Source organism: Bordetella trematum, assembly GCF_900078335.1.
Lineage (GTDB): Bacteria > Pseudomonadota > Gammaproteobacteria > Burkholderiales > Burkholderiaceae_B > Bordetella > Bordetella trematum.
On the sequence record NZ_FKBR01000046.1, the window covers coordinates 14,570 to 40,234 of the forward strand.

Annotated in this window: 27 protein-coding genes; 10 read left to right on the forward strand and 17 right to left on the reverse strand. The window is 66.4% G+C overall.

Annotation, left to right across the window (positions count from 1 at the left end; all coding sequences use genetic code 11):
• Positions 1-207: 207 nt before the first annotated feature.
• Complete coding sequence (locus A7V84_RS17045; protein ID WP_025513682.1) at positions 208-1,374, reverse strand: acyl-CoA dehydrogenase family protein; 1,167 nt, start codon at positions 1,372-1,374, stop codon at positions 208-210.
• A gap of 271 nt (positions 1,375-1,645) precedes the next feature.
• On the opposite strand from A7V84_RS17045, the gene A7V84_RS17050 reads away from it, so the two are divergent.
• Positions 1,646-2,629 (forward strand): NADP-dependent oxidoreductase, encoded by a 984-nt coding sequence (locus A7V84_RS17050; protein ID WP_231886830.1) that lies wholly within the window; start codon positions 1,646-1,648, stop codon positions 2,627-2,629.
• Entirely contained in the window at positions 2,626-3,093 is a 468-nt protein-coding gene (locus A7V84_RS17055; RefSeq protein WP_025513684.1) for a MarR family winged helix-turn-helix transcriptional regulator, read from the forward strand. Before A7V84_RS17050 ends, A7V84_RS17055 begins: the two co-directional genes overlap by 4 nt.
• A gap of 38 nt (positions 3,094-3,131) precedes the next feature.
• Here A7V84_RS17055 and acuI read toward each other — a convergent pair whose 3' ends face one another.
• The 7 genes from acuI to A7V84_RS17090 all read right to left on the reverse strand — a co-directional run bounded on the left by acuI (position 3,132) and on the right by A7V84_RS17090 (position 10,485).
• Positions 3,132-4,121, reverse strand: a complete 990-nt coding sequence (acuI, locus tag A7V84_RS17060; RefSeq protein ID WP_063491762.1) for an acrylyl-CoA reductase (NADPH) — start codon at positions 4,119-4,121, stop codon at positions 3,132-3,134.
• Positions 4,122-4,151: 30 nt separating this feature from the next.
• Entirely contained in the window at positions 4,152-4,913 is a 762-nt protein-coding gene (locus A7V84_RS17065) for an enoyl-CoA hydratase/isomerase family protein (protein WP_025513686.1), read from the reverse strand.
• 40 nt (positions 4,914-4,953) lie between these two features.
• The gene (locus A7V84_RS17070; RefSeq protein WP_162269651.1) at positions 4,954-6,597 is read right to left on the reverse strand and encodes a class I adenylate-forming enzyme family protein; all 1,644 of its coding nucleotides are present in this window, start codon (positions 6,595-6,597) and stop codon (positions 4,954-4,956) included.
• A gap of 19 nt (positions 6,598-6,616) precedes the next feature.
• Positions 6,617-7,429 (reverse strand): ABC transporter permease, encoded by an 813-nt coding sequence (locus A7V84_RS17075; RefSeq protein ID WP_063491760.1) that lies wholly within the window; start codon positions 7,427-7,429, stop codon positions 6,617-6,619.
• Entirely contained in the window at positions 7,426-8,223 is a 798-nt protein-coding gene (locus tag A7V84_RS17080) for an ABC transporter permease (RefSeq protein ID WP_063939807.1), read from the reverse strand. Before A7V84_RS17080 ends, A7V84_RS17075 begins: the two co-directional genes overlap by 4 nt.
• Positions 8,224-8,306: 83 nt before the next feature.
• Entirely contained in the window at positions 8,307-9,371 is a 1,065-nt protein-coding gene (locus tag A7V84_RS17085; RefSeq protein WP_081695007.1) for an ABC transporter substrate-binding protein, read from the reverse strand.
• Positions 9,372-9,423: 52 nt separating this feature from the next.
• Entirely contained in the window at positions 9,424-10,485 is a 1,062-nt protein-coding gene (locus tag A7V84_RS17090) for an ABC transporter ATP-binding protein (RefSeq protein WP_063491759.1), read from the reverse strand.
• Between the two features lie 238 nt (positions 10,486-10,723).
• On the opposite strand from A7V84_RS17090, the gene A7V84_RS17095 reads away from it, so the two are divergent.
• Positions 10,724-11,473 (forward strand): TetR/AcrR family transcriptional regulator, encoded by a 750-nt coding sequence (locus A7V84_RS17095; protein WP_063491758.1) that lies wholly within the window; start codon positions 10,724-10,726, stop codon positions 11,471-11,473.
• Here the strand turns inward: A7V84_RS17095 and A7V84_RS17100 are convergent.
• Positions 11,470-12,711 (reverse strand): glycosyltransferase, encoded by a 1,242-nt coding sequence (locus A7V84_RS17100; protein WP_063491757.1) that lies wholly within the window; start codon positions 12,709-12,711, stop codon positions 11,470-11,472. The genes A7V84_RS17095 and A7V84_RS17100 overlap by 4 nt on opposite strands.
• Positions 12,712-12,786: 75 nt before the next feature.
• Here A7V84_RS17100 and A7V84_RS17105 point away from each other — a divergent pair, with 75 nt between their 5' ends.
• Positions 12,787-13,374: a TetR/AcrR family transcriptional regulator gene (locus tag A7V84_RS17105; RefSeq protein WP_025513702.1), complete on the forward strand. Its 588-nt coding sequence runs from the start codon at positions 12,787-12,789 to the stop codon at positions 13,372-13,374.
• Between the two features lie 8 nt (positions 13,375-13,382).
• Here the strand turns inward: A7V84_RS17105 and A7V84_RS17110 are convergent, their stop codons facing one another.
• Positions 13,383-14,168, reverse strand: coding sequence for an aldolase (locus A7V84_RS17110; RefSeq protein WP_025513705.1), 786 nt, complete (start codon positions 14,166-14,168; stop codon positions 13,383-13,385).
• A 29-nt stretch (positions 14,169-14,197) separates the two neighbouring features.
• On the reverse strand, positions 14,198-15,151 hold the full coding sequence (locus A7V84_RS17115; protein WP_157988182.1) for a Bug family tripartite tricarboxylate transporter substrate binding protein: 954 nt from the start codon (positions 15,149-15,151) through the stop codon (positions 14,198-14,200).
• A gap of 181 nt (positions 15,152-15,332) precedes the next feature.
• Here A7V84_RS17115 and A7V84_RS17120 point away from each other — a divergent pair, with 181 nt between their 5' ends.
• Both A7V84_RS17120 and A7V84_RS17125 read left to right on the forward strand, forming a co-directional pair.
• The gene (locus A7V84_RS17120) at positions 15,333-16,241 is read left to right on the forward strand and encodes a LysR family transcriptional regulator (protein WP_025513709.1); all 909 of its coding nucleotides are present in this window, start codon (positions 15,333-15,335) and stop codon (positions 16,239-16,241) included.
• Between the two features lie 239 nt (positions 16,242-16,480).
• Positions 16,481-17,098: a hypothetical protein gene (locus tag A7V84_RS17125; RefSeq protein WP_025513711.1), complete on the forward strand. Its 618-nt coding sequence runs from the start codon at positions 16,481-16,483 to the stop codon at positions 17,096-17,098.
• Here the strand turns inward: A7V84_RS17125 and A7V84_RS17130 are convergent.
• The 4 genes from A7V84_RS17130 to A7V84_RS17145 all read right to left on the reverse strand — a co-directional run bounded on the left by A7V84_RS17130 (position 17,085) and on the right by A7V84_RS17145 (position 21,257).
• Positions 17,085-18,065 (reverse strand): Bug family tripartite tricarboxylate transporter substrate binding protein, encoded by a 981-nt coding sequence (locus tag A7V84_RS17130; protein ID WP_025513714.1) that lies wholly within the window; start codon positions 18,063-18,065, stop codon positions 17,085-17,087. The two genes, A7V84_RS17125 and A7V84_RS17130, sit on opposite strands and share 14 nt — an antisense overlap.
• A 44-nt stretch (positions 18,066-18,109) precedes the next feature.
• Positions 18,110-19,057, reverse strand: coding sequence for a hydroxymethylglutaryl-CoA lyase (locus A7V84_RS17135; protein WP_033535091.1), 948 nt, complete (start codon positions 19,055-19,057; stop codon positions 18,110-18,112).
• Positions 19,054-20,247, reverse strand: a complete 1,194-nt coding sequence (locus A7V84_RS17140) for a CaiB/BaiF CoA transferase family protein (RefSeq protein ID WP_033535092.1) — start codon at positions 20,245-20,247, stop codon at positions 19,054-19,056. Before A7V84_RS17140 ends, A7V84_RS17135 begins: the two co-directional genes overlap by 4 nt.
• 110 nt (positions 20,248-20,357) lie before the next feature.
• Positions 20,358-21,257 carry a LysR family transcriptional regulator gene (locus tag A7V84_RS17145; RefSeq protein WP_025513720.1) on the reverse strand — a complete coding sequence of 300 codons (900 nt, stop codon included), beginning with the start codon at positions 21,255-21,257 and terminating at the stop codon, positions 20,358-20,360.
• 160 nt (positions 21,258-21,417) lie between these two features.
• On the opposite strand from A7V84_RS17145, the gene A7V84_RS17150 reads away from it, so the two are divergent.
• From A7V84_RS17150 to A7V84_RS17160, 3 genes are all read left to right on the forward strand, one after another.
• Positions 21,418-23,151, forward strand: a complete 1,734-nt coding sequence (locus tag A7V84_RS17150) for an alpha/beta hydrolase-fold protein (RefSeq protein WP_063940022.1) — start codon at positions 21,418-21,420, stop codon at positions 23,149-23,151.
• 63 nt (positions 23,152-23,214) lie between these two features.
• Positions 23,215-23,523, forward strand: a complete 309-nt coding sequence (locus A7V84_RS17155) for a single-stranded DNA-binding protein (protein ID WP_025513725.1) — start codon at positions 23,215-23,217, stop codon at positions 23,521-23,523.
• 113 nt (positions 23,524-23,636) lie between these two features.
• The gene (locus tag A7V84_RS17160; protein ID WP_025513726.1) at positions 23,637-23,876 is read left to right on the forward strand and encodes a hypothetical protein; all 240 of its coding nucleotides are present in this window, start codon (positions 23,637-23,639) and stop codon (positions 23,874-23,876) included.
• Positions 23,877-23,909: 33 nt separating this feature from the next.
• On the opposite strand, the gene A7V84_RS17165 is transcribed toward A7V84_RS17160, so the two are convergent.
• A complete protein-coding gene (locus A7V84_RS17165) occupies positions 23,910-24,215 on the reverse strand; it encodes a hypothetical protein (RefSeq protein WP_063491755.1) in 306 nt (101 codons plus the stop codon).
• Positions 24,216-24,384: 169 nt separating this feature from the next.
• On the opposite strand from A7V84_RS17165, the gene A7V84_RS17170 reads away from it, so the two are divergent.
• The gene (locus A7V84_RS17170) at positions 24,385-24,711 is read left to right on the forward strand and encodes a hypothetical protein (RefSeq protein ID WP_033535094.1); all 327 of its coding nucleotides are present in this window, start codon (positions 24,385-24,387) and stop codon (positions 24,709-24,711) included.
• Positions 24,712-24,729: 18 nt separating this feature from the next.
• On the opposite strand, the gene A7V84_RS17175 is transcribed toward A7V84_RS17170, so the two are convergent.
• Positions 24,730-25,641: a LysR family transcriptional regulator gene (locus A7V84_RS17175; RefSeq protein WP_033535095.1), complete on the reverse strand. Its 912-nt coding sequence runs from the start codon at positions 25,639-25,641 to the stop codon at positions 24,730-24,732.
• Between the last annotated feature and the right edge of the window lie 24 nt (positions 25,642-25,665).

The window sequence follows — 25,665 nt, forward strand, 5'->3', positions numbered from 1 at the left end:
CATAGGCGCGCCATGCCGCCGTCTGGCGGTGATCGGGTTTGGGCTTGTGATTCATGGGGGTCGATCGGGTGAGGAAATAGCAGCCTGCACCGGCCCGGGCAGGCCGCTTGAGTATGGGCGATCGGGGCGAGGCAGGCAAGCCGGTGGTGTGCGCGGGCCCCGGGGACCTGGGCGCGGGCGGCCCCGGCAAGCGCCGGGCGGGCCGCCTCAATAAGATTTCGGCAGACCCAGCACCTTCTCGGCAATGTGGCAGAGAATCAACTGGGGCGAAACGGGCGCGATGCGCGGCAGCATGGCTTCGCGCAGATAGCGTTCGACATGGAACTCCTTGGCGTAGCCCATGCCGCCATGGGTGAGCACCGCCGTCTCGCAGGCGCGAAAGCCGGCTTCGGCACAGAAGAACTTGGCCGCGTTGGCTTCGGGGCCGCAGGGCCGGCCCTGGTCATAGAGCCAGGCGGCGCGCCGGTACAGCAGCTCGGCGGCCTCCAGGTCAACCCAGCGCTCGGCCAGGGGATGCTGAATGCCCTGGTTCTGGCCGATCGGCCGGTCGAACACGATTCGTTCGGCGGCGTAGCCGGCCGCGCGGCGCAGGGCGGCGCGGCCCAGGCCGGTGGCCTCGGCGGCCAGCAGGATGCGCTCCGGGTTCAGGCCATGCAGGATGTACGAAAAGCCCATGCCTTCTTCGCCGATGCGGTCCGCGACCGGGATCTCCAGGCCATCGATGAAGAGCTCGTTCGAGTCGACCGCCTTGCGCCCCATCTTCTCGATCTCGCGCACGCTGATGCGCTGGCGGTCCAGGTCGGTGTAGAAGAGGCTCAAGCCGCGCGTGGGTTCCGTCACCTGCTCCCGGGGCGTGGTGCGGGCGAGCAGCAGGATCTTGTTGGCCACCTGGGCCGTCGAGATCCAGATTTTCTGGCCATGGACCACATAGCGGTCCCCCTGGCGCACCGCCTGGGTGCGCAGCTTCAGCGTGTTAAGCCCGGCGTCCGGTTCGGTCACGCCGAAGCAGGCTTTCTGTTCGCCCTGGATGATCGGCGGCAGCCAGCGTGCTTTCTGGGCCGGGCTGCCATGCACCACCACCGGATGCAGGCCGAAGACATTCATGTGGATGGCGGAGGCGCCGCTCAGCCCTGCCCCGCTGCCCGAGACGGCCTCCATCATCAGCGCGGCCTCGAGGATGCCGAGCCCGGCGCCGCCGTGTTCGGTGGGCATGGCGATGCCCAGCCAGCCGGCCTCGGCCATACTGCGGTAGAAGTCTTCCGGGAAACCGCCCTCCCGGTCGCGTTGCAGCCAGTAGTCGTCGTTGTAGCGGGCCACGGTGTCCTGCACGGCGCGCTGGATGGCAAGCTGTTCGTCGCTCAGGGAGAAGTCCATGTGTGCGGCCTGGGCCTCAAACCGGCTGCGCCGCCGGGTTTTGCGTCATGCTGGTGAAGCACACGCCTTGGGTTCCGCTGGCCGTGCGACGGATGTCGCGCGTGCAACGCCGGCCAACGTGGAATGGCTCGAAATCCCGCCCTGCCATGGTGTCTCCTGCGCGGAAGCGCCGCGCCTGAAGGATTACTGTACGCTACCATACATTATGGTCTCATCACTCTTCAACCAAGGGTTATCTATCATGCCGATGCAGAACCAGCAGGTCGTTCTCGTGTCCCGTCCTCACGGGATCCCGCAGGCCAGCGATTTCGAGATCCGCACCCAGCCCGTGCCGGCGCTGTCGCCCGGGCAGTTCCTGGTGGAGAACGCCTTTCTGTCGGTCGACCCGGCCATGCGCGGCTGGACCAATGCGGTGGCCAACTATTCGGATCCGGTGCCGCTGGGCACAGTGATGCGGGCATTTTCCGCCGGCCGCGTGATTGCCTCGCGCCACCCCGATTACCCGCAAGGCAGCCAGGTGATGGGGCTGCTGGGCTGGCAGCGATATGCCGTGAGCGACGGCAGCGACATCCGCCGCATCGTGCGTGAAACGGATCTGCCGCTGTCGTTGTCGCTGGGCGTGCTGGGCCTCAATGGCGTGACCGCCTACTTCGCGCTGCGCATGCTGGGCCGCCCGCAGGCCGGCGAAACCGTGGTGATTTCCACCGCCGCCGGGGCGGTCGGCTCGATCGCGGGCCAGCTTGCGCGCATGGCCGGCTGCCGGGTGGTGGGGATTGCCGGTGGCGCCGATAAGTGCCGCATCTGCGTCGACGATTTCGGGTTCGACGCGGCCCTGGACTACCGCCAGGACGATCTGGCGCAGCAGTTGCAGGCCGCCTGCCCGCAAGGCATCGATATCTACTACGACAACACCGCCGGGCGCATCAGCGACATCGTGCTACCGCAGATCAACCGCCACGCCCGCGTCATCGTCTGCGGCACGGCCTCGATCGCGAGCTGGGATCCCTGGCCGCAAGGCCCCCGCGTCGAGCGCCACCTGCTGAACAAGGCGGCGAGCATGACGGGCTTTCTGGTGTGGGACTATGAAGACCGCTATGAAGAAGCCATCGACCATCTGGCCCCGCTGATCCGCAGCGGCGCCTTGCGCTATCGCGAGGAGATTCTGCAGGGTATCGAGCAGGCGCCGGGCTCGATTGCCGATCTGTACCAGGGCCGCAACCTCGGCAAGCGGCTGATCCGCCTGGATGACGAATGACGGCGACCAAGCCCCCCAAGAAACAAGAAAACTGGGATCAGCGGCTAGGTTTTCTGATGCATGACGTCTCGCGGCTGCGCCGCAAGGTCTTTGACGAGGTCATGAAGCCGCAGGGCGTCACGCGCTCGCAATGGTGGGTCCTCGCCCACCTGTCGCGTCGCGACGGCATGTCGCAAAGCGAATTGGCCGAACGCCTGGACCTGGGCCGCGCGGCGCTGGGCGACCTGATCGAGCGCCTGGAGAACATGGCGCTGCTGCGGCGCGCAGCCGATGCGCAGGACCGACGCGCCAAGCTGGTTTTCCTGACGCCAGAGGGCAGCGCGATGGTCGCGCAGATGCGCGCCAAAAGCGACGCAATGAGCGAACGTATCCTGCAGGGCCTGAGCCCGCGGCAGCGCCACGAACTGGCCGAGATGCTGACGCTGATCAAAACCAATCTGCTGGACTACTCCCGCCTGCGCTGACCTCTGCCGGCCCGCCGGGCCGGCAGAAACCGATCGGTTTAGTCGCGGTTGACGTCCACCACGATGCGCCCGCGCACTTGGCCGGCCAGCAGGGACCCGGCCACGTCGATGACCTCGCCCAGGCCGATCGTGCGCGCGCCGATGAGGGCCAGCTTCTGCATGTCCAGCTCGCGCGCGAGGCGGTCCCAGGCCTGCTGGCGGTCGGCAAGCGGGCACATGACGCTGTCGATGCCGGCCAGCGTCACATTGCGCAGGATGAACGGCGCCACGGTTCCGGGGAAATCCAGGCCCTGGGCCAGGCCGCAGGCCGTGACCACGCCGCGATAGCGGGTCCCGGCGCAGACATTGGCCAGGGTATGGCTGCCCACGCTGTCCACGGCGCCGGCCCAACGCTCCTTGGCCAGCGGTTTGCCCGGCTCGCTCAGCGTGGCGCGATCGATGATCTCGCTGGCGCCGAGGGCGCGCAGATAGTCGGCCTCTTCGGGCCGCCCGGTGGAGGCCAGCACGCGATAGCCCAGCGACGACAGCAAGGCGACCGCCGTGGAACCCACGCCGCCTGCCGCGCCCGTCACGAGGATGTCGCCGTCCTGCGGCGTCAGGCCGTGGCGTTGCAGGGCCATGACGCACAGCATGGCGGTGTAGCCGGCGGTGCCGATGGCCATGGCCTGCTGCGGGCTCAGGCCCTCGGGCAGACGGATCAGCCAATCGCTCTTGACCCGCGCCTGCTGCGCCAGGCCGCCCCAGTGGGTTTCTCCCACGCCCCAGCCATTGAGCAGCACCGGGTCGCCCGGCTTGAAGTCCGGGCTGGCGCTTTCTTGCACGGTGCCCACGAAATCGATGCCGGGCACCATGGGGAAGCTGCGCACGACCGGCGCGCGGCCGGTGATGGCCAGCGCATCCTTGTAGTTGACCGTCGAGTGCGACACGCGCACGTGCACGTCGCCCTCGGGCAGCTGGGCGGGCGCGATCGATGCCAGGCTGGCGCGATAGCCCTGTTCATCTTTCTGTATCTGAATCGCCTTGAACATGATGTGTGCTCCTGAAATGAGTGGCAGACCTTACTGGCCGGTGAAAAGCGGCGCGCGCTTTTCAAAGAAGGCGCGCACGCCCTCTTTGGCGTCGGCCCGCTGCTCCAGGCGGCGCGCCTCGCGGAACTCGTACTCCAGCGCGGCATCGTAGTCCGTCGGGTCGGAGGCCTGCACGCCTTTCTTGATGGCCGTGATGACGGCCGGCGCGTTGGCGGCGATCTTGTGCGCCAGGGCCAGCCCTGCGGCCAGGGCCTGGCCCCTGGGCACCACCTGCGACACGAAGCCCAGGCGGCAGGCATCCTGCGCCGTCAGCGGCGCGGCCGTGATCATCATTTCGAGGGCGGCCGCGCGCGGCAGCAGCGTGGGCAGCCGCGACAGCTGTCCGCCTTCGGGCAGCATGCCCAGCCGCGCTCCGGGCGAACCGAATTGGGCATTCTCGCTGGCCACGCGGATATCGCAGGACAGCGCCAGGATGAAGGCGGCGGCGTAGCAGTGACCATTGACGGCGGCGATGACCGGCTTGTCCATGCTCAGCGGACGCAGGAAAGGGGCTTCGCCCAGATCCGTTTCCAGATAGGCGCCGCTTTCGATCTCGCGCAGGTCATGGCCCGTAGAAAAGGCTGCCGACCCGGCGCCGGTCACGACCACGACCCGGATCGCCGGATCGCGATCCGCCTCGTCCAGTTCATCCAGCAGGGTCTGCGCCATGCCTGCGCCGAAAGCATTGTGAATACGCTCATTCGCGATCGTGAGAATGCGCACGGCATCCTGGGTGTCTCGTAGAATTTCCATATATCCACTCGATAGGGTTTGAGACAGCGGCGCGCCTACATTAGCGCCAGCATTGATCTTTCGCGTCATAGGCATCCAGGGTGAGATCCTTGACGCCTTCCGTGAGCGACTTCTTGCGCACACGCAACGAGTCCGTCAGTTCAAAACGCTCGACATAAGCGTAGTAACGGGGGACCTTGAATGCCGCCATGTTGGCGCGCGCGTGTTCGAGCAGGCGCGTCACCGGCAGTTGCTCGGGCGTGATGCCATCATTGAGCTGCACATAGAGCTTGACCTCTTCTCCGCAGTAGTCGTCCGGCACCGCCACCACGGCCGCCTGGCTGACTTCCGGCAGGGCGCGGATGACGGCCTCCACTTCCTGGGCGGGGATGTTCTCGCCACTGCGCCGCACCATGTCCTTGCTGCGCCCCACGATGCGATAGTGGCCGCCGGGGTCTTTAACAAACAGGTCGCCAGTGCGGAACCAGTCGCCGTGGAACACCTCGGCCGTCGCGCTGTCGTTGCGGTAATAGGCCAGCATGATGCCGGGGCCGCGCACGCACAACTCCCCGATCTGGCCATCGGCCAGCGTGTTGCCCTCGGGATCGCACACGCGCACCTCCCGAAAGGGCGCCACCACGCCGCAAGTGCCCGAGACATAGGCGCTGGGGCGCACCTCGCGCGGCAGGTACAGGGCGCCGCCGATTTCCGTCATGCCGTAGAACTCCTGCACCTGGGTGTCGAACACCTGCTCGAAGTTCTGCGCCGCCGCCTGGTTGAAGCCGAAGATGGTTGCCAGCTTGAGCCGGTTGGTCTTGTCCTGCACGCGCAGGCCCTGCTTGTAGGCCATCTCGAACATCGAGCAGTAGTCGCAATCGTGGGCGATGACATCCGGCATGAAGCGCTTGGAGCCGGGTCGGCGCGGGATGACCAGCTCCGCCCCCATCAGCATGGCGTTCATCAGCAGGCGCTGCGACACCATGTAATAGAAGCTCTGGCCCATGTAGATGCGGCGCATGCGCTCGCCAAAGAGCATGCAGGCCCCCAAACCGAGCACCAGCCAATACTCGTGCGTCAGCATGCAACCCTTGGCGAAGCCCGTGGTGCCGGAGGTGAACTGGATGTTCAACAGGGAGGACGGGCCCACCGCGTCGGGCACGGGATCCGGGTCGGCCTGGGCCTGCGCCAGCAGGCTTTCCCAGGATTGATAGGGCGCGCGCGGCGCCGTCTGGCCCACCACGAGCGTGTTGCCGGCGGTGACCGGCGCATCCGCCACCTGTTCGAGCACAGGCAGGAACTCGCTCTCGATGACGAGAAACTGGCTTTCCGACAGCGTCAGGGCGTGCTCCACTTCCCGCTCGGTATAGGCCGTGTTGATGGGCACGATGGTGGCGCCCAGCCTGGCAAGCGCCAGCCAGCACAGGGGAAAGGCCTCGATGTTGTTGACCATGATCGCCACGTGCGACCGCGCCCTGACGCCGGCGCGATGCAGGGCCCGGGCTGCGCAATCGACGGCCTCAAGCACCTCGCGCCAGGTTTTGCCGCTTCCCTCGTCGATGAAAGACCAGGCGGGGCGATCGCCATAGCGCTCGGCCGCCCGGCGCAGTACGCCATAGACAGTGGACGGCAGGCCTTGCCGATAAAGGTCGTCGAACCGGGATGCGCGCCCGGCCTCGCGGATCAGGTGCTCGTAGCTTGCCGTCATGATGTTTCCAGAATCCATATCAATGCGCTTTGCTCAAATCCGTTTCCTGGGCCCGCCTGCGGCGCAGGAGTTCGATCGGCACCAGCACCATGGCGGTGACGATGATCAGCAGGGTCGCCACCACCGCGACGACCGGAGACAGGTCCTGCCGCACGTCGGCCCAGATCCGCATGGGCAGGGTTTCGTTCTGCGCCATGACGAACAGGGAGATCACCAGTTCGTCGAAGGACACGAAGAAGGCGAACACGAAGCCGGCAAAGACCGATGGCGCGATGCACGGCAAGGTGACATGCCAGAAAGCCTGCACAGGGCTCGCGCCCAGCACGCGCGCCGTCTTCTCCAGCGACTCGCCGGTCTGTTGCAGCACGCCCAGCGTGGCCATGATCACAAAGGGCAGCGCGAGCGTGCTGTGGGCGATGATGATGCCGGTATACGAGCCGTACAGGCCCAGCCGCGTGAAGAGCAGCAGCACGCCCAGCGCCAGGATGATCACCGGCACGACCTGCGGCCCGAGGAACAGCCAGCGCATGAAGACCGTCCAGCCTCTCTTGCTGCGCGCCAGCGCCAGCGAGGCGAGCGTGCCCAGAATGGTGGCCACCACCGCCGACATCGCCGCCACGAACAGGCTGCGATAGATGGCGTTTATCCAGCCGTCGGAGCGCAACAATTCGCCGTACCAGCGCCAGGTCAGCCCCTGAGGCGGAAAGGCGAGATAGGAGGTATTGCTGAACGACATGGGAATGACGATCACCAGCGGCAGCAGCAGGTACAACAGGATCGCTGCCACATAAAGCGGCAATGCCCATTGCCGTTTGGGTCGGGCCCGGCTCATTTCACCCCTCCGTTGAGGTCGCTCTGCAAGGCCTTGCGCACCAGCACGACCAGCGCGGCCACCAGGATGGCGCCGCCGGCCAGCAGGATCACGCCCAGCGTGGCGGCCAGCTCCCAGTCCATGGTTTCATTGACCTGGGTCTGGATGACATTGGAAATCAGCACATCGCTGGGGCCGCCCACTAGGGCCGGCGTGATGAAGAACCCCAGCGACAGCACGAAGATCAGGATCCCGCTGGCGATCACGGCGTTGGCCGTCATCGGGAAGAACACATAGCGAAAGGCGTTGAAGGCGCTGGCCCCCAGGCTGCGGGCCGCCTTGACAAAGGTATCGTTGATGGAAGCCATGGCGCCGTAGAGCATGAGCACGGCAATGGGCAGCAGCACCTGGATCATCGCGACGTACACCGCAAAGCGCGTGTACAGCAGCTGCACCGGCTGGTCGGTGACATTGAGCGCCATCAGCAGGCTGTTGACCAGGCCGCCGCGGCCCAGCACGACGATCCAGCCATAGGTGCGGATCAGCACGCTCACCCACAACGGGGTGAGGATGCCGATCAGCAGCAGCTTCTGCGCCAGCCCTTGCGTGCGGGTCAGATAGTAGGCAACCGGATAGGCCAGCGCCACGGTCAATAACGCCACGCCGATCGACAGCATGAAGGTGTCGATCATGATCAGGCGATACGGATTGCCAGGCTCGAAAAACTCGATATAGAGCTCCGGCGAGGAGGCCCATTGCGCGACTTCGCCGAGCGGAATGACAAAGCCGACCGCCATGACTAGCAGGGCAGGCACGAGCAGCCACGCCGGGCCGCGCCGTAGCACTGAGGAAGACAGGATTCCCATCGTGATCCATCCGGTTCCAGAGTTGGGGACGATTACTGCAGGCGCCAGCGGTCCCAGCGTGCCTGGATCTGCTTGCGATGCTTGGCCCAGAACTCGGCGTTGTAGTTGAACTGCTTGTCGACGTTCTGCGGATGCGTGGGCAGCTTCTTGGCGTACTCGTCATCCAGGTACTGGTACATCTCGTCGTTGAAGCTGGAATAAGGCAGCTTGCGCGCGATCTGCGCCAGGCGCTGCGGGTCGTTCCAGCAGTACTTGATGAACTGCAGCGCGCCCTCTTTGTTCTTGGCGTGCTTGGGGATGGAGTAGTTGCTCAGCTCGATCGCCGCGCCATTCCAGCTGATGTCCACGGGCACGCCCTGGGCCTGCAACGGCGCGACCCGGCCGTTGAAGGTGGTGGCGTAATACACATTGCCGGTGGCCAGCATCTGCGGCGGCTGCTGACCGCTGGACCACCATACGGTGATGTGCTCTTTGATTTCGTCCATCTTCTTGAAGGCGCGGTCCATGCCTTCTTTGGTGGCCAGCACGTCATAGACTTCGGCCGGTGCGACGCCATCGGCAATCAGGGCGAACTCCAGGTTCTCGACCGGCGTGTTGCGCAGCGAGCGCGGGCCAGGGAAGCCCTTCACATCCCAGAAATCCTTCCAGCCGCTGAAGGTCTTGCCTTCGGGCACCTTGTCGGTGCGATAGGCAATCGCCACGGAGTAAGCGACCGCCCCGATCGCGGTCGGCATGCGGCCCGCCTCGGAGATCTTGCCCTCGGGATCGATGTAGCTCCAATCCAGGGGCTCAAGCCAGTTGTTTTCCGTGGCGATGATGACGGCGTCGCCCTCCGTCGGTGCAATGTCCCATTGCACGTTCTTGGTCATCTGCTGGATGCGGATCTGGGCAATCGAGTTGTCGGTGGCCACCATGTGCACGGGGATGCCGGTTTCTTTCTCGAAGGGCACGCCGCAGACTTCCTTGATGGTGTCGGCCCAGACGCCGCCATAGCTGGCGAAGACCACGGGATCCTTGGCTTGGGAAAGCCCTGGCGCCAGGGCCAGGGCGACAGCGAGACCGCAAGACAACTGCCGGCAGGAAAGAGTGATGTTCATGAATCGACCTCGGGACTAGGACAAGTGAAACGACGGCATCAATTGACGGACACTACGCATCCTGTACAAACACCAGGTCTTCCGGATTGATGGATAGATGAAGGCTTTGCCCGCGTTCGAGCCGGGCGGCGCCCTGCAGACGGGATTCCTTGAAATGGATGACGCGGCCGCTGGCCGTCACGGCCGAACACTCGACCACGTCGCCCAGAAAGATCTCTTCCTGCAGCACGGCGCGCACGCACACTCCCACGGGATCGACAATGCGGCGCAAGCGCTCGGGGCGGATGCTGACGAAGGCCGGCGTGGGCGTGAGCCGCAGGTCGCCCAGCTCGATGCCGATATCCGGGATGCGGATCCCCCCGCTGGCGCCCGCCTCCACTGGCAGCAGATTGGTATTGCCGATGAAGTCCGCCACGAATCGGTTGTTCGGCTTGTCGTAGATATCGGCTGGCGTGCCCACCTGCTCGATCCGGCCGGCCCGGAGCACGGCGATCCGGTTGGACATGGCCAGCGCCTCGCGCTGGTCATGCGTGACATAGATGACGGTGCAGTTCAACTGGTGCTGGATTTCCTTGATCTCGAACTGCAGAGCTTCGCGCAGCTTGAGATCCAGCGCTCCCAGGGGCTCGTCCATCAACAGCAGGGAGGGCGAGAAGACAATGGCCCGGGCAATCGCCACGCGCTGCTGCTGCCCGCCGGACAGCTCCTTGGGTTTGCGCGCGGCAAAGTCGGCCAGGCGCACGATATCCAGTGCCTTGCGGCCCAGTGTTTCCCGTTGCGCCTTGTCCATCTTGCGCATCAGCAAGGGGAAGCACACGTTCTCCAGCACGTTCATGTGCGGAAACAGCGAGTAATTCTGGAACACCATGCCGATGTTGCGCTTTTCCGGCGGCGCATACGTGATCGGCTTGTCGTTGACGAAGATCTCTCCCGCACTGGCTGGCGAAAACCCCGCCAGGGCGTTGAGCACGGTGCTCTTGCCGGAGCCGCTGGCGCCGAGAATGGTGATGAACTCGCCTGCCGCCACATCCAGCGAGAACTCCTGCAATGCCTGAACGTCTCCATAGTGCTTGCTGACGGATTGGAACCTGACGCTCGCGCCTTTGCTCATCATGATGGTCTACCTGAATAGCCGTGTTCTGCTCGTCGGCGCCCCGAACACCCATGCGCCAAATTTGGACATACAGTCAGATATGGATAGTATGTATAGTTTCAGGGAGGGTCAAGAAATCGAATGTCGGGGTTATCGCTAGTACGCGCCGTTGATATTTCGGAGTATTCAATCCATTGCGTCTAATTTTGGATATATAGTTCACTATATTTTTCCCTGAACCCTTCCTTTGGACGTATGCATGAAAGACGCCCCGACGACGGATACGCCACGCGACGCCCCTGTGGATGTTCAACCTGAAGCGGCCACCTTCGTGGGCATGCTTCAGGCGCAGTCGCTCAACCGGCGCGTGCGCAAGGCCGAGCGCACGCGCTATCTGATCCTGAGCAAGATCGCAGAGCGGATCGAGCAGTCGCCCACCGGGCGCATCACCGTCGAGATGCTGCTCAACGACACCGGCCTGTCGCGCGGTACGTTCTACAACTACTTTCGCGATACCAACGAAGGTGTGTACGTGCTGTTGGCCCTGTTCCTGGAAACCTGGAACGTCAATCGCCCACGGGAGGGCGGCAACAAGGATCTGTTCCAGGCGATCTGCGACACCAACCTGCGTTATTGCCGGCGCTATGAAGAAAACGCCGCATTCTTCGCGGCGTTTTCCTACTATGCGTCAAGCATGAGCGAGTTGCTGGTGCTGCGGAACCGGATCAATACGGCGTGGGCCGTGCGCATTGCCAAGGCCATTCAAAGCCGCTTCAAGATCACCTTCAATGCGCAGGAAAACACCTATCTGCAGGGCACGCTGTGCATGCTGATCGCGATGAGCACGGGCACGCTGGAGGAGTATTTCGTCCACCGCAATCCCCTGCTGCGGGAGGCTTTCCCGGATGTGAACGCGCTGTCGTTCGCGCTGTCGCGTCAGTGGCACCCGGTGATGGCCAACCCGCGCTACGCCGCCACGGAAATGGGGCATTACGACGCCAGGCACTAGGCGCTGCGGGGCCGCGCCGCCGGCGCCGCGAGACCAAGCAGGGCCTCGATCCTGGCCACGCCATCGGCCAGGCCGTTCTCACGCGCCATGGCCTGGCCGATGACCTCGGCACGGGCCCTCGTTTCGCGCGCCTCGACATAGGCCAGCGCGCGGGCAAACGCGGTCGGATCGGGCCGCTCGAAAGACAGCCTGCGCGGCGCGATGCCCAGGCGACGCAGCCGCTCGGCCCAGAAGAACTGGTCGCCGGCAAAGGGCATGACGATCGACGGTTTGCCGGCGCGGGCCGCCGAGTGCGTAGTGCCGGAGCCGCCGTGATGAATGACCGCGCTCATCCGCGGAAAGAGCCAGTCATGCGGCGTGGCCTCGATGCGCAGCAGATTGTCGGGCAGCGCCATGCCGCCCAGGTCGCTCCAGCCGGGCCAGATGACGGCGCGACGGCCCTCCAGGGCAGGAATCACCTGATCGAGCATGCGCGGCAGATCGATGCCGGTCATGCTGCCAAAGCCCAGATAAAGCGGCGCAGGGCCTGCGTCCAGAAACTGCCGCAGGGCAGCGCCGGGCACGAAGGCCTCGCCCAGGGGCGCCACCCACTGGCCGCACAGCGCGGCGTTGGCGGGCCAGTCGGGCGGCGGCGGCAACAGCGTGGGCGAGATGCCATAAAGCATCGGGTGCTGCGTCCAGAGCGCGGCTTGCGCCGGCAGGCCCAGCACATCGGCCCGGGCACGATTGAGCGCCTGACGCAGGGCTCGCCACAGCATCTGGTTGGTCAACGCGAGGCTGGCCCGGTTCAGCAGCGCCGGCACCCATGCAGGCGGCAGAAAGGGCGAGGGGAAAGTCCGGGAAGGCGTGAGGGGAATCATGCCCGCGCCAATGGCCGGGATGCCCAGGCTTTGCGCCACGCTCAGGCCGGCAAAGCCGGCCAGCCCGGAAACCACGATGGCGTCGCAACCCCGGGCGGCTTGCAGGGTCTGTGCCATCCAGGCTGCGGTGTGCGTATTGGTCAGCGCGACCAGCGCCTTGGCCACGCCGCGCGGACCGCTGCGGCTCCAGTCGGCAAACAGCAGGCGGATGTCCCCGGCCAGGGGCACGGCAGACACCCCCAGCGTGCTGGCCAGCCCCAGCGAACGGGCCTCGCCCAGCAGGGTGACGTCATGGCCCGCCCGGATCAGGGCCTGGCTCAGTGCCAGTAGCGGGCGCGTATCGCCCTCGGTGCCATAGGTCAGGACGAGAATGCGCATGGGCTGGCTCACTTAAAAGTAAACGCCGTATACTTTATCACGCGCCCTTTCGATTTTCTCCCCTTTCTTGCGACCATGCCTGCTTCCGCTGTCCGCCCGCAACGCCGCGCCGAAATCCCGGCCCACCTCCAGCACATCGCCCGGCAATTGTTCGCCACGCAAGGCTATGCCGCCGTCACCATGGAGCAGATCGCGGCCCGGGCCGGGGTGTCAAAGCGCACGCTTTACAAGCATTTCCCGGTCAAAGAGGCGCTGCTGGCGCAACTGCTGGAGGCCGAGCTGGCGCAAGACCTGGCGCAGCGCGATCTGCGCATCGATGCCCAGGCCGGTTTCCGCCGCGGCGTGGCCGGCCTGCTGCAAGCCTCGGCCGACTGGTGCGAATCGCATCGCGAGGTGCTGCTGCCGTATATCCGGCACAAGTTCGCGAGCTTCGACCCGGGCGCCACGGACGACGAGAACGGCCTGGTGAGCGTCTGGGCCGCGCTGATCGCCGCCGCCCAGGCGCGCGGCGAGCTGCGCGCCCACTGCCCGCCCGGGCAACTGGCCATCTACTTCCACTACCTTTATCTCGGCGCCCTGATGCGATGGCTGACCACCGACGCCCTCGATCTGCGCCAGGAGTTCGAGGCCGTGCTGGCGCTTTTCGTGGAGGGCGCGGCCTGACGCCGGGGTTATTTCAGGCAGGCATCGCCGCCGGCCAGTACCTTGCGCGCGTAGTACTCGAAGGTGCGCTTGGAACGCTTGGGCGTCAGGATCCAGTCGCGCGCCTCGCGCCCCAGATCGGGGTCGATGGGCTTGAGCGTGCCCGCCGCCATGGCCACCAGTTGCAGATGGGCGGCGCGCTCGATCTGATGAGCCAGCACATAGGCCTCTTCGATCGTGTCGGTGGCCACCAACTGGCCGTGGTGGGCCAGCAGGATGGCCTTCTTGTCGCCCAACGCCTCGGCGATCAACTCCCCTTCTTCGTTGCCGACCGGCACGCCAGGCCAGTGCGGCAGGAACGCACAGTTGTCGTACAGCACGGCAGAGTCCATGCAGGAGACTTCGAGCGGCACCTCCAGGTGCGACAGGGCCACCACGTGAAACGGATGGGTGTGGATGATGCAGTTGACCCGGGGCTTCTCGCGGTAGATCCAGATGTGAAAGCGGTTGGCGGCATTGGCCATGCCCTCGCCTTCCAGCACGTTGAGGTCTTCGTCGACCAGCAGCAGGTTGCTGGCGGTGGCCTCGTCCATACCGATGCCGAACTGCTGGGTGTAATAAGTGCCCGGCTGCTCGCCGCGCACCGAGATCTGCCCGGACATGCCGGAATCATGGCCACAGGCGCAGATCATGCGGCACAGCAGCGCCAGCTTCTGCCGCACCGTCCACTCGGGGCTGTCGGCGAAGTTCTTCTCCATGGCGGCGATGGCGTTCTGGATCAGGGCGTCCTTGGAGAGTTGATGCGTGTCTTTCATCTTGAGGTTTCCTGTCGAAAGGGAATGGCTTACTCGGCCTTGATCTGGTGGGTGCGCACCAGCTCGGCCCAGCGGCGCGATTCGTTCTGCACGAAGTCGGCGAAGTCTTGCGGCGAACTGGCCACCGGCACCGCGCCCTGCTCGGCCAGCTTGGCAATGGTGTCGGGCTGCTGCAGCACCGTGCGCGTCTTGTCGGCCAGCAGGCGCACGATGGGCTCGGGTGTGCCGGCCGGCGCAAACAGGCCGTACCAGTTGTCGGCCACCACCTCGGGATAACCCAGCTCCACCATCGTGGGCACATCGGGCAGCAGGGGCGAGCGGCGCTGGCCCAGCGTGGCCCAGGGCTTGACCTTGCCGCTTTCAATGAAAGGCCGGAACGTGAAGTAGGTATCGATCATGATGGGCACCTGCCCGGCCACCAGATCGATGACGGCCGGGCCGCCGCCCCGGTACGCGACATGCTGCAGGCCGACACCCAGCTCACCGGCCAGACGGGCGCCCGACAGGTGAAACACCGTGCCCACCCCGGCGCTCGCAATGGTGCCCAGCGCCGGCGTCTCCCTGACGTTGGCCACGAACGCTTCCAGCGAGGTCTCGGGACGCTTGCCCGAGGCGGCCAGCACGATCGAGGCGCTGATCATCTGGGTGATGGGCGTGAAGCCCCTGACCGGATCGACGTTGACCTTGAAGAAATTCGGGGCGATGACATGGCTGGCCGGACCCACCAGCAGGGTATAGCCATCGGCGGCGGCCTTGCCGACAAAGTCGGAGCCGATGGCCCCGCCCGCGCCGGGACGGTTCTCGATGATGACGGGCTGGCCCAGTTCGACAGCGAGTTTCTGACCGATGAGCCGGGAGACGGTATCGGCGCCGCCGCCCGGCGGAAACGCCACCACCAGGTGCACCGGCTTGTCGGGGTAGGCCTGCGCCTGCGCCGTCATGGCGCAGGCCAGCACGGCCAGCGCCACGGGAAGGGTTGTCATCTCGCGCAAGCGCACCATCGTTGTCTCCTCGTTCCAGCGTTATGGATCCCTGCCTCCGCTGCCGCAATGACGTTCGGGGCAGGCCTGGCCGATATAATGGCCAGCGCATGGGGCGGTCACAATCTGGAAATATCGAGCGCGGCTTTCGGGTCCGCCGAAAGCTCACGGAGGGCGGTGCAAGATGGTCCGTTTCGACTCGCAGGACCTGCGCCTGGTCGTGGCGATTGCCAGATCGGGCAGCATCACGGCCGGCGCCGCGGCCGTGCATCTGGCAGTGGCCTCGGCCAGCGAACGGCTCAAGGTGCTGGAGGCTTCTGTCGGCGCGCCGCTGTTCAAGCGGGTGGCACGCGGCGTGACCCTCACTCCCGCCGGCGACGTCATGCTGCGTCATGCCCAGGCCGTGCTGGATCTCTCCCAGGGCATGGAGCAAGAGATCGCCAAACTGACGCGCGGTCTGCAGGGCGAGGTCCGCGTGGCCACCAACTCGGTGGCCATGACGCGTTTTCTGCGCGAGCCCCTGATCACCTTTCTGCGCGCCAACCCCGGCATCAATGTGGCCCTCGAAGAAGCCGCCAGCAGCGATGCGCGTCAGATGATCCTGCAGGGCAAGGTAGACCTTGCCGTGGCCGCGCTGGATCAGGCGCAGGCCGACATGGAAACCCGGCCGTTGTTCGTCGACAGGCTGGTGGCCATCATGTCGCGTTCGCACCCGCTGTCCATGCGGGCGCGCCTGCGCCTGGCCGAGCTGCTCAACTACGACCTGCTGATGCTGGGCTCACGCTCGGCGCTGCACACCTACCTGCGTCAGCAGGTGGCCGAGCTGGGCGGGCGCATCAGCTGTCGCATCAGCGTCGATGATTTCTCGACCCTGTGCCGCATGGCGGAGGCCGGTATCGGCGTGGGCATCGCACCGGCCAGCTGCGTGGCCCGCTTCGAAGACATGATGGCGATCCGCAGCATTGCGCTGCAGGAAGCCTGGAGCGAACGCCGCATCGGCGTGTTCTGGAGCCGCGACAACCCCCTGGACGCGCCGGCCGACCGCCTTTTAGCCTGCCTGCTGGAGGCGGCCGGCCAGAACGCCAGCGCCTGACCGCGCTGACTCGGTCAGCCAAGCCGGGCACATCCCTGCACCGGCCGGGGAACCCGCCACCTTGCTGCGGCAACCCCTCTGGAATTACCCAGATTGGAGGATGCCCGACACCGATCGACCGGGCATGATGCCCTGAACACCATCGGAAACAATGATCCTGTGCAGGCAATAACGCCGGCTGCCGGGTGCGACACCGCCCTGGGGCGGCGTCCACGCCTGTCGCCCGTGGAAGACGCATCATGAATCTGGATGTTCTGCCGGCCCTGGCTGGCGCATTCTCCGGTACCGCTTGCGCGCTGCTGACGATGGCGATCCGCGCGCAGGCGCGCCGGCAGCAACGGCGGCGCGCCGCGCTGATCGAAGCCGCCAGCCTGGCCTGTCAGGTCGCGCCGGCGTTGCGCAACTATGCATCGGCCTGTCTTGCCGTGGCCTACGATACCGGCGGCAGCGGGGGCCTGGCGGCCGACGGCCCGGATGCCGCCGACTTCACGGCGCCAGGGCCGGTGTTCCTGGCCGCGCAGTTTGCGGTGACGTGGAAATCGCTGCCCTGCCCATTGATGGTGGATGTGCTCACTTTCGAGGGGCTGGCGCAGCGGCAGACCGAAGGGCTGGAAGCCCCGCCGGACACGCGCGATGTCTCGGCCTTCCTGCTGCTGCGCCAATCCACCTACGCCCGGCTCGGGCTCACGGCCTTGCGGCTGGCCGAGAGCCTGCATGCGCATGCCCGGCTCAAACCGCCGGCGCAGGGCGACGCACTGCGCAAACAGCTTTCGCTGCGGCTGGCCGAGCTGGAGGGCCTGGGCGAACGCAAGCGGCCCGGCCCGCCAGACCCGGGCCGTCGCCTCAGTTGGCGCTGATGTTGGCAGCCTTGACCACCTTGCCCCAGCGGTCCAGTTCCTCCTGGGTGTAGGCGCCCAGTTGCTGCGGATCCATGTAGCGGGCTTCGGCGCCCTGCTCGGCGGCCTTCTTCTGGAAGGCTTCCGAAGCCATGATGGTCTTGATCTCGCCCGAGAGTTTTTCCACCACGGCCGGCGGCGTGCCGGCCGGCGCATACATGGCGAACCACGAAGACACGATCAGATCGGGATAGCCAGCCTCGGCCACCGTGGGCACATCCGGCAGGCTGGGCAGACGCTTGTCGCCGGTCACGGCCAAGGCGCGCAGCTTGCCGCCGGCGATATGGCCCAGCAGGGGCGGCGGCGTGGTGATGGTGAGATCGACCGCCCCGCCCAGCAAGTCGTTCATGGCCGGACCGGTACCCTTGTAAGGAATGTGCGTGAGATCGATGCCGGCCATCTGGTTGAGCAGTTCGGTGGCCACCTGCTGCAGCGATCCGTTGCCCGAGGACGCGTAGTTGAGCTTGCCCGGATTGGCCTTGGCGTAATCCACCAGTTCCTGCAGGGTGTGGATGGGCAGGTCCGGACGTACGACCACCACCTGGGGCGCCGACAGGACGTTGGCCACCGGTGCGAAGTCCTTGATCGGATCCCAGCCCTGGCTGGGGAAGACATGCGGCGTAATGGCCTGGAAGCCGGAGTACTGCAACAGCAGGGTATAGCCATCGGGCTGGGCGCGCGCCACCGCCTGGCCGGCGATGCCGCCGGAGGCGCCCGGTTTGTTGTCCACCACCACGGTCTGGCCCAGGGCCTGGCCCAGGGGCTGGGCGATCAGGCGGGCCGCGATGTCGGTGGTACCGCCCGGCGCGGCCGACACAATGAGCGAAATGGGGCGTTGGGGATAGTCAGTGGCCTGGACGGCGCCTGCCGCCACCAAGAGGCTGGCGGCAAGGACGCTGCGCAACAACGGCGATCGGGCGATGAACATGTTGAGTCTCCTGTTTGTTATGGATGCGGAATCCGGCCTGGCCGTCAGGCTGCCGGGAAACGCTCGGCCAGCCAGGCCGGCGGTTGATGCGTGGTCAGGCGCGGGCCCGCCGTGACCAGGGCATTGCTCAAGCCGCGCTGCACCAGCTGCGGCAAAGCGCGCACGATGTCCAGCAGGCGGGTCAGCGTGACGCCGGTCTGCACGCCCATGCACTCGAACATATGCACCAGCTCTTCGGTATTGACGTTGCCGCTGGCGCCCGGCGCATAGGGACAGCCGCCCAGGCCTCCGGCGGCCGCGTCGAAGCGCCACACGCCGGTCTGCCAGGCCGCCATGGCATTGGCCAGGGCCATGCCGCGCGTATTGTGCAGGTGCACGGTCAGCGCCGTGGCGGGCAGCTCGCGCTGGAAGCGTTCGCACAGCTGGGCCACCTGAGTCGGATAAGCCATCCCGGTGGTGTCGCACAGCGTGATGCCTTGCGCGCCGGCCTGCGCCAGTCGCTGCGCCAGGGCCATGACGTCGCTGGCAGCCACCTCGCCGTCGAAGGGGCAGCCAAAGGCCGTGGACAGCGACACATTGCACGGTTTGCCGGCCTCGACCGCCAGGCGCAGGATGCCCGCGAGCTCGGCGAAGGATTGCTCGCGCGTCATGCGCAGGTTGGCGCGGTTGTGGGTTTCGCTGCACGACATGACCAGGTTCATCTCGTCGACGCCCACCTCCAGCGCACGCTCCAGCCCCCGGATGTTGGGGATCAGCGCGGTATAGATCACGCCCGGACGGCGGGCGATGCGGCGCATCACCTCCTGGGCATCGGCCAGGGCCGGAATCGCCTTGGGCGAGGTAAAGCTGGTGACCTCGATACGCGCAAAGCCGCAGGCCGACAGCGCGTCCACGAAGGCCACCTTGTCGTCGGTCGCGACCATGGCCTGCTCGATCTGCAGGCCGTCGCGCGGGCCGACTTCGTTGATCTCGATGCGTTGCGGGCCGCTCATGCGATCACTCCCGCGGCGCGCAGCCGGGCGCGCTGCACGTCGTCCAGCCCGGCAGCCTGCAAGACGGCGTCGGTATGTTCGCCCAGCCTCGGCGCGCGCTGACGCACCGCCCCCGGGTTGTCCGAGAGCACGGGAAACACGGCGGGCATCTCGACCTCCACGCCGCTGGCCGCACGCAGGGACGTGATGGCGCCACGCGCCCGGTAATGCGGATCCCGGGCGATATCGGCCACGCTGTAGATGCGCCCGGCCGGCACACCGGCCTCGCGCATGGCCTGCAACACGCCGTCGATATCGCGTTGCGCGCTCCAGGCGCCGATGGCGGCATCGAGTTCATGCACGCGGCGCGCGCGCCCATCGTTGTGGGCCAGCTCGGGATCGGCGCCCAGATCACTGCGGCCGATGGCCTGCATCAGGCGCTGGAAGATGGCGTCGCCATTGCCGGCGATCAGCACATAGCCATCGCGGCAGGGATAGGCATTGGAGGGTGCGATGCCAGGCAGCGCCGCGCCGGCCGGCTCGCGCACGGCACCGAAGACCGAGTACTCCGGCAGCAGACTTTCGCTCAGGTTGAAGATGCTTTCGTAAAGAGCCGCATCGATCACCTGCCCCTGGCCGCCACGCGCATCGCGCTGATACAGCGCCAGCAACACGCCCATGGCGCCATGCAGGCCGGCAATGGTGTCGCCCAGCGACAGACCGGCGCGCACCGGGGCGCGCCCCGGTTCGCCGTTCAGATAGCGCAGCCCCGCCATGGCCTCGCCGATGGCGGCAAAGCCCGGCTCCTGGGATTTCGGGCCGCTCTGGCCATAACCGGAGATGCGCAACATGATCAGGCGCGGGTTGAGCGCATGCAGCGTCTCCCACGAAAGCCCCCACTTCTCCATGGTGCCCGGACGGAAGTTCTCGATCAGCACATCGGCCTGCCCGGCCAGCTGCCGCACCAGCGCCTGGCCGTCCGGCTGGCGCAGATCGACACAGACCGACTCTTTGTTGCGCGACTGCGCCTCCCACCAGACCGACGTGCCTTCATGCAGCAGACGCCATTTGCGCAAGGGATCGCCCTGTCCCGGCGGCTCGATCTTGATGACCTGGGCGCCGAAGTCGGCCAGCGTCTTGGCGGCAAAGGGCCCTGCGATCAACTGCCCCAGTTCCAGCACCCGTATGCCGTCCAGTATCTGCCCCACCATATCCTCTCCGTATCGATGACTTGCTCTGGAGCGGCAGTGTGCGGCCGATCGGCGCGCAGCAGGTATGGACGAATGGGCAAAGGGGCTTTCGCGATCGGAGAAGGCCCGCCTCAGGCCGCCTCGCCGGCCAGGCTTCTGAGAAGCAGGCGGGCGGCCAGCGGCAGGCTTTCCACGTCGCGCACGCCCAGCAACAGCCAACGCTGGGCCCAGTCGTCGCTCAGGGGGATCAGCCGCAGCTGCATCGAACGCGCATGCGGTTCGGCGGCGATGCGCGGCAGAATGCCCACGCCTCCGGTGGCCACCACCATGCGGCAGATGGCATCGAAACTGCGCACCTGGATACGCAGCCGGATGTCCTTGTCCAGGCGGGCGCTTTCGACCGCCAGCCGATTGGCCAGCGACGTGGCCGGCGGCAGGCCCACGTAGTCGTAGTCCAGCGTGTCGGCAAAAGCCAGTTGCGTCTGGGCGGCCAGCGGATGACGCCGGGGCGTGATCAGCACCAGCTCGTCCAGCCGGTAGGGCACGGTGGTCAGGCCCGGCGCCGGCGTACGATCGGCGAAGATGCCGACATCGGCCCGATTCTCGGCCACGGCGGTGACGATGTCGCCGCTATTCTGTTCCTCAAGGTTGATGCGCACCGCAGGATGCTGCTGCATGAAGGCCGCCAGGTCTTCGGGCAGGAACTGCGTGATGGACGACGTATTGGCCGCGATGCGGACCTGCCCGCGCACACCCTGGGCGAAGTCGGAGAGCACGCCGGCCATTTGCTCGACCTCCTGCAGCACACGTAGCGCATGGGCCAGGCAGGCCTGGCCGGCATCGGTCAGCTCGACCCCGGCGGCATTGCGGTACAGAAGCGGCGTGCCCAGCGCATTCTCCAGGTCGGAAATGCGCTTGCTGGCCGCGCCGACGGCCAGATGCGATTGGCGCGCGCCGGCGGAGATGCTGCCCTGGCGCGCCACGGCAACGAACAGCGCCAGGGTGACCAGATCGAAACGGGCGGGATTCATGGCATGGAAAGACTGACGAAGACGCAGTGATGAACTATACCCGCAGCCCTTGCGGCCACCTCCCTGGCAGCAGCAGGGCCATCCCGCAGCCGCGCCCGGTTTTGTGGAACACTCGCGCCTGTTTTCCGCTCGTTGCCGCCCCGCCAGGGGCACCTTCGTCATGATCCTCTCTGTTCTTGGCCGCCTGTCCGGACTGGCCCTGCTGGCCGCCGTATGGCAGGCCGACGCCGCCCCGGCCCTGCTGTGCAGCACCCATGCAACGCCCCCGTCTTGCACGAGCCCGCAGACCGGCCCCGAAGTGGCCGTGGACGCGCCAGCCGGCCAATGGCAGCGCTGGGAAATGGATGGCGGCAGCCACGCCTACGCGATCTCGCTTTTCGGCCCGGATGGCACGCTGCTGCGCTACTGGCCCGGTGCTCACAACGGCACGCAGGACCTCGCGTGGGTGACGCCGGCTGCCGGCGTCTATCGCCTGCAGGCGCAATTGCTGGATTTCGAGACCGCCCCCGCGCCCCGCTGGACATTGCGACAACAGACGCCCGCGGCGCCAGCCGCCGGCTGCGCCGGCGACGCGGCCCACACACGCCTGCAGAGCCCGGCCCTGCAACAACTGCACAAACAGCTGGCGCAGGCCGATGCGGCCCAGGCCACCGCGTTGATGAGCGCATTCTGGCAGGGCATCCAGACCCGGGGCGCGCCCCTGCTGGAAGCCACCGCCCATCCCGACGAAGTCCTGGTCACCTTTCTGTGGCGCGCGCCGTCCGGCACCGAAGGCCAGCCGCATTGCGTCACCCTGGACTGGGCCATGCGCTCGGAAAGCAGCGTCGATCTGCAGCCCCTGCCCGGCTCCGACCTCTGGCACGCCAGCGTCATGCTGCCGCGCGGCGCAAAGCTGAGCTATCAACTGGTGGTGGACCCGCAACTGCCGGCCGCGGCTCCCCATGCCGTCGGCAGCCGCGAACAACGCATGCAGGGCCGGGCCGTGGCCACCCAACGCGATACGCTCAACCCACAGCGCTGGCACGCCGGCGCGGCCGGGCTCGACGCTGCCGGCCCGGCCGCGCTGCATGCCCAGCGCTCCGTGCTGGAGATCCCGCAGGATGGCGAACTGCGCAACGTGGCCAGGGATCTGCCCTCGCAGGCACTCACCGAAGGCACGCTGCATCATTGGCGCTTTCACAGCGCGCTGATGCAAGACGCGCGCAGCCTCAGTCTCTACCTGCCCAAGGGGAATCAGGCGCCCGGCAGCCTGCCGCTGCTGGTGCTGTTTGACCGCGAGCCTTATCTGGCGCGTACCCGCATCGACGCCCAGCTCGATCAGTGGATCCGGCAACGGCTTGTGCCGCCTATGGCGATGCTGCTGGTGTCCAACCCCAGCCGCGCAGCCCGGGGGCAGGAACTGCCTCCCGATCATCCTGCGTTCGGCCGCATGCTGACCGCCGAGCTGCTGCCCTCGATACGCCACCGCTATCCGCAACTCACGCAGCAGGCCGCGCAGACCGTCGTGGCCGGCTCCAGCTACGGCGGGCTGGCCGCCGGCTGGCTGGGATGGTCGCATCCGGAGGTGTTCGGCAAAGTGTTGTCGCTGTCGGGGTCGTACTGGTGGGCACCGTCAGACGCCACTGCGCGCTGGGCCGAGCGCGACTGGGTGATCCGCCAGATCGCCCAGGGGCCGCTCAAGCCGGTGCGCTGGTTTCTGAGCTATGGTTTGCTGGAGCGCGGCGTGCAGGGCGCCGGCGGCATCGTCGACAACAACCGCCATCTGCGCAATGTGCTGCAGGCCAAGGGCTATCCGGTCACCACGCACGAGTATGGCGGCGGCCATGATTACTATGTCTGGGGCGATGAGATCCTGCTCGGCCTGCAGACCCTGCTGGAAACCGGCCCGCGCTGATCACGGCGCATCTTTTTCAGGCGGGCGATCTCAGGTCGCCCGCCGCACTCGACGAGACCAAGCATGATAGATGGACTGATAGCAGGAAGAATCTACGGATCTCCCAAGACCGGCGTCGGCAAGAACGGCAGCGCCTACGTCACGGCCAAGGTGAAAGCCAGCGGCGCCGACGGCCACCCCGTGCTGGTCAACGTGATCACCTTCTCGGAAAGCGCAGGACAGGCCCTGATGGCGCTGACCGACGGCGAAAGCGTCGCCCTGTCCGGCTCGCTGACCGCCAAGATCTGGACCGATCGCGAAGGAGTCGCGCGCCCGGCCCTGGACATGCAGGCCCACGCCATCCTGACGGCAGCGCCGCCCGGCGCACGCTGACGCCGCGCGGCCATCTTCTCGAGTCGGGGCAAGCCGGAATGCCTGTCAATAATACTGGATATATAAACAGTGTTTTGGTAAATTTCGCCTCATTACCGACCCGGGAGAATCCCATGCATGCCAATCGCACCACCCAGTATGTCGTCGTCCCCTATCGCATGGCCAACGGTGGCCTGATCGCCGGGCAGGTCCGGCAGGCCTCCACCGATATCGGCGCCATCAACCTGGCCCAGGCCATGGCCGACAAGGCCGCCGGCATCGCGGCCTACGAGGTCATCATCGACACCGAAACCGGCGAGATGGATGCGCCTTGCATCTTGTGGAAATGCGGCGACGTCCCCGAGCTGGACTGAACCCCTGCCGGCGGCTCAGCCTGCGGTTTCGCCCTACCCACGCTCCAGATACTCCGTCGTGGCGCCGGCCCGCTTCATGGCTTCCCATGGCTGCGGGCTCGGCGTCGGCAACTGAAAAGGCTGCGCGATGCGGCCATACCAGCCCGGGTTCTGCAGCCGCGCCACCAGATCCATGGGCGCCGGATCAAACACATGCGCCCGGAATCCTGCACCGCAGGCATCCATGATGTGGGCGCCCAGCACTTCGGCCCGATCAACCCGGCGCTTCACTCGCCAGCAGCGCAGCGGTACCCAACACGCAGGCAACACGATCAGCACCAGGGTGCGCAGGCCGGTCATGCACGACTTCTCGTAGCGCAAGCGGCACGGCTATCCGCAGGTCGGCGCGCGCGGCGGGTTTTCTTCAAAGTACGAGGGCACGTCTTGCCGCAGATCAAACCTTGCGCGAATCCCAGGTGAGGTTTCACGCAAGAGGGCATACCGTAAAAGCCAGATCACGGAGCGGAATATGTCGCGAATCCATATCCTGACCCGCACCTGCCAATCGGGCCTGCTGGTGCTCAGCCTCAGCCTCTTCGTTCCATCGCTGGCCCAGTCATTCCACGCCCGGTGGGACGGCGCCCTTGCACAAGCCTGCTGCGATGCCCGGGTGCGCGCCATCTCCCGCCATGGCGAACGCAGCGCCCGGCCTGTGGCCGTCCCGACCAGTACCGCCTGGCAGGTTCCGCTTCATGTGGGCGCGCAGTCCTGGACTCCCCATACGCGTCAGACGGTGCATGAGATCCGCCAGGGCGAACAGGTCGTCGGCTTGCTGCTGAGCGCCGAATATCACTGAAGCGACGGCGCGCGGACCTCAGACGCCGAACAGCGGCGAGGCCTGGATACGCTCCAGCATGCTGCGCACCGCAGCCGTCAAAGGCCGGTTGACCCGGACCATGAGGCGCGTCTGGGCCGCCTCGAAGATGGGATTGGTGCTGCGCAGCGCCACCAGTTCGCCGCGCGCCACTTCCTTGACCACCGAGTTGGCCGACGTGAAGGTCAGGCCCAGCCGCGACTCGACATAGCGTTTGAGGGTCAGCACCGAGTTGGCCACAAAGGCTGGCTCGAATACCAGGTTCTCCGACAGCGCAGCCGTCTCGATCAGCTGGCGCAGACCGAAACCCGGCTCCATCAGCGCCAGCGGGTAGCGCGCCACCTCCTTGAGCGAGGGGCGCTTGCGTTGCCGCGCCAGCGGATGGTCGGGCCAGGCGATCACGCACAAGGGATGGTTGCGTGTCTCGACGATCCGCAGGGCGGGCGCCGCGGCAGCGCCGAACACCACGCCGATGTGCGCATCGTCGTGCACCACGGCGCGCACGGCTTCCGAGGCTCCGGCCGTGCGCAGGCTGACCCGCACTCCGGGATGCTCCCGGCAGAAGGCATCGACGACCCCGCTCATCAGCAGATCGACAAAGCCCTCGCTGGTAACGATCTGGATGTCGCCGCGCTGCAGGCCGTTGACCTCGTCCAGGCGGGCACGCAGCGCCTGTTCGCTCGCCTGGCGATCGCGGCAATGCTCCATGACGATCGCGGCGATGTCGGTGGGCACGATACCGCGCCCCTTGCGTTCCAGCAGGGTCACGCCCAGCTCTTTTTCCAGCAGCTGGATCTGGCGGCTGACGATGGAGGGTTCCACGCCCAACCGCTCGGCAGCCCCGCGCACCGAGCCGGCCGTCACCGCCTCGAAGAAGTACTGCAGGCGCTTGGCATTCAAACCGGCCAACATCTCTGTCCCCCGATTATTTCTACG

Coding starts and splice junctions, on each gene's coding strand:
- A7V84_RS17160 (WP_025513726.1), top strand. CDS start 23,637: ATGCATGCCAATCGCACCACCCAGTATGTCGTCGTCCCCTATCGCATG.
- A7V84_RS17090 (WP_063491759.1), bottom strand. CDS start 10,485: ATGATGAGCAAAGGCGCGAGCGTCAGGTTCCAATCCGTCAGCAAGCAC.
- A7V84_RS17105 (WP_025513702.1), top strand. CDS start 12,787: ATGCCTGCTTCCGCTGTCCGCCCGCAACGCCGCGCCGAAATCCCGGCC.
- A7V84_RS17070 (WP_162269651.1), bottom strand. CDS start 6,597: ATGACGGCAAGCTACGAGCACCTGATCCGCGAGGCCGGGCGCGCATCC.
- A7V84_RS17150 (WP_063940022.1), top strand. CDS start 21,418: ATGATCCTCTCTGTTCTTGGCCGCCTGTCCGGACTGGCCCTGCTGGCC.
- A7V84_RS17095 (WP_063491758.1), top strand. CDS start 10,724: ATGAAAGACGCCCCGACGACGGATACGCCACGCGACGCCCCTGTGGAT.
- A7V84_RS17115 (WP_157988182.1), bottom strand. CDS start 15,151: ATGACAACCCTTCCCGTGGCGCTGGCCGTGCTGGCCTGCGCCATGACG.
- A7V84_RS17155 (WP_025513725.1), top strand. CDS start 23,215: ATGATAGATGGACTGATAGCAGGAAGAATCTACGGATCTCCCAAGACC.
- A7V84_RS17130 (WP_025513714.1), bottom strand. CDS start 18,065: ATGTTCATCGCCCGATCGCCGTTGTTGCGCAGCGTCCTTGCCGCCAGC.
- A7V84_RS17165 (WP_063491755.1), bottom strand. CDS start 24,215: ATGACCGGCCTGCGCACCCTGGTGCTGATCGTGTTGCCTGCGTGTTGG.
- acuI (WP_063491762.1), bottom strand. CDS start 4,121: ATGTTCAAGGCGATTCAGATACAGAAAGATGAACAGGGCTATCGCGCC.
- A7V84_RS17170 (WP_033535094.1), top strand. CDS start 24,385: ATGTCGCGAATCCATATCCTGACCCGCACCTGCCAATCGGGCCTGCTG.
- A7V84_RS17085 (WP_081695007.1), bottom strand. CDS start 9,371: ATGAACATCACTCTTTCCTGCCGGCAGTTGTCTTGCGGTCTCGCTGTC.
- A7V84_RS17145 (WP_025513720.1), bottom strand. CDS start 21,257: ATGAATCCCGCCCGTTTCGATCTGGTCACCCTGGCGCTGTTCGTTGCC.
- A7V84_RS17045 (WP_025513682.1), bottom strand. CDS start 1,374: ATGGACTTCTCCCTGAGCGACGAACAGCTTGCCATCCAGCGCGCCGTG.
- A7V84_RS17110 (WP_025513705.1), bottom strand. CDS start 14,168: ATGAAAGACACGCATCAACTCTCCAAGGACGCCCTGATCCAGAACGCC.
- A7V84_RS17125 (WP_025513711.1), top strand. CDS start 16,481: ATGAATCTGGATGTTCTGCCGGCCCTGGCTGGCGCATTCTCCGGTACC.
- A7V84_RS17100 (WP_063491757.1), bottom strand. CDS start 12,711: ATGCGCATTCTCGTCCTGACCTATGGCACCGAGGGCGATACGCGCCCG.
- A7V84_RS17120 (WP_025513709.1), top strand. CDS start 15,333: ATGGTCCGTTTCGACTCGCAGGACCTGCGCCTGGTCGTGGCGATTGCC.
- A7V84_RS17065 (WP_025513686.1), bottom strand. CDS start 4,913: ATGGAAATTCTACGAGACACCCAGGATGCCGTGCGCATTCTCACGATC.
- A7V84_RS17075 (WP_063491760.1), bottom strand. CDS start 7,429: ATGAGCCGGGCCCGACCCAAACGGCAATGGGCATTGCCGCTTTATGTG.
- A7V84_RS17055 (WP_025513684.1), top strand. CDS start 2,626: ATGACGGCGACCAAGCCCCCCAAGAAACAAGAAAACTGGGATCAGCGG.
- A7V84_RS17140 (WP_033535092.1), bottom strand. CDS start 20,247: ATGGTGGGGCAGATACTGGACGGCATACGGGTGCTGGAACTGGGGCAG.
- A7V84_RS17175 (WP_033535095.1), bottom strand. CDS start 25,641: ATGTTGGCCGGTTTGAATGCCAAGCGCCTGCAGTACTTCTTCGAGGCG.
- A7V84_RS17135 (WP_033535091.1), bottom strand. CDS start 19,057: ATGAGCGGCCCGCAACGCATCGAGATCAACGAAGTCGGCCCGCGCGAC.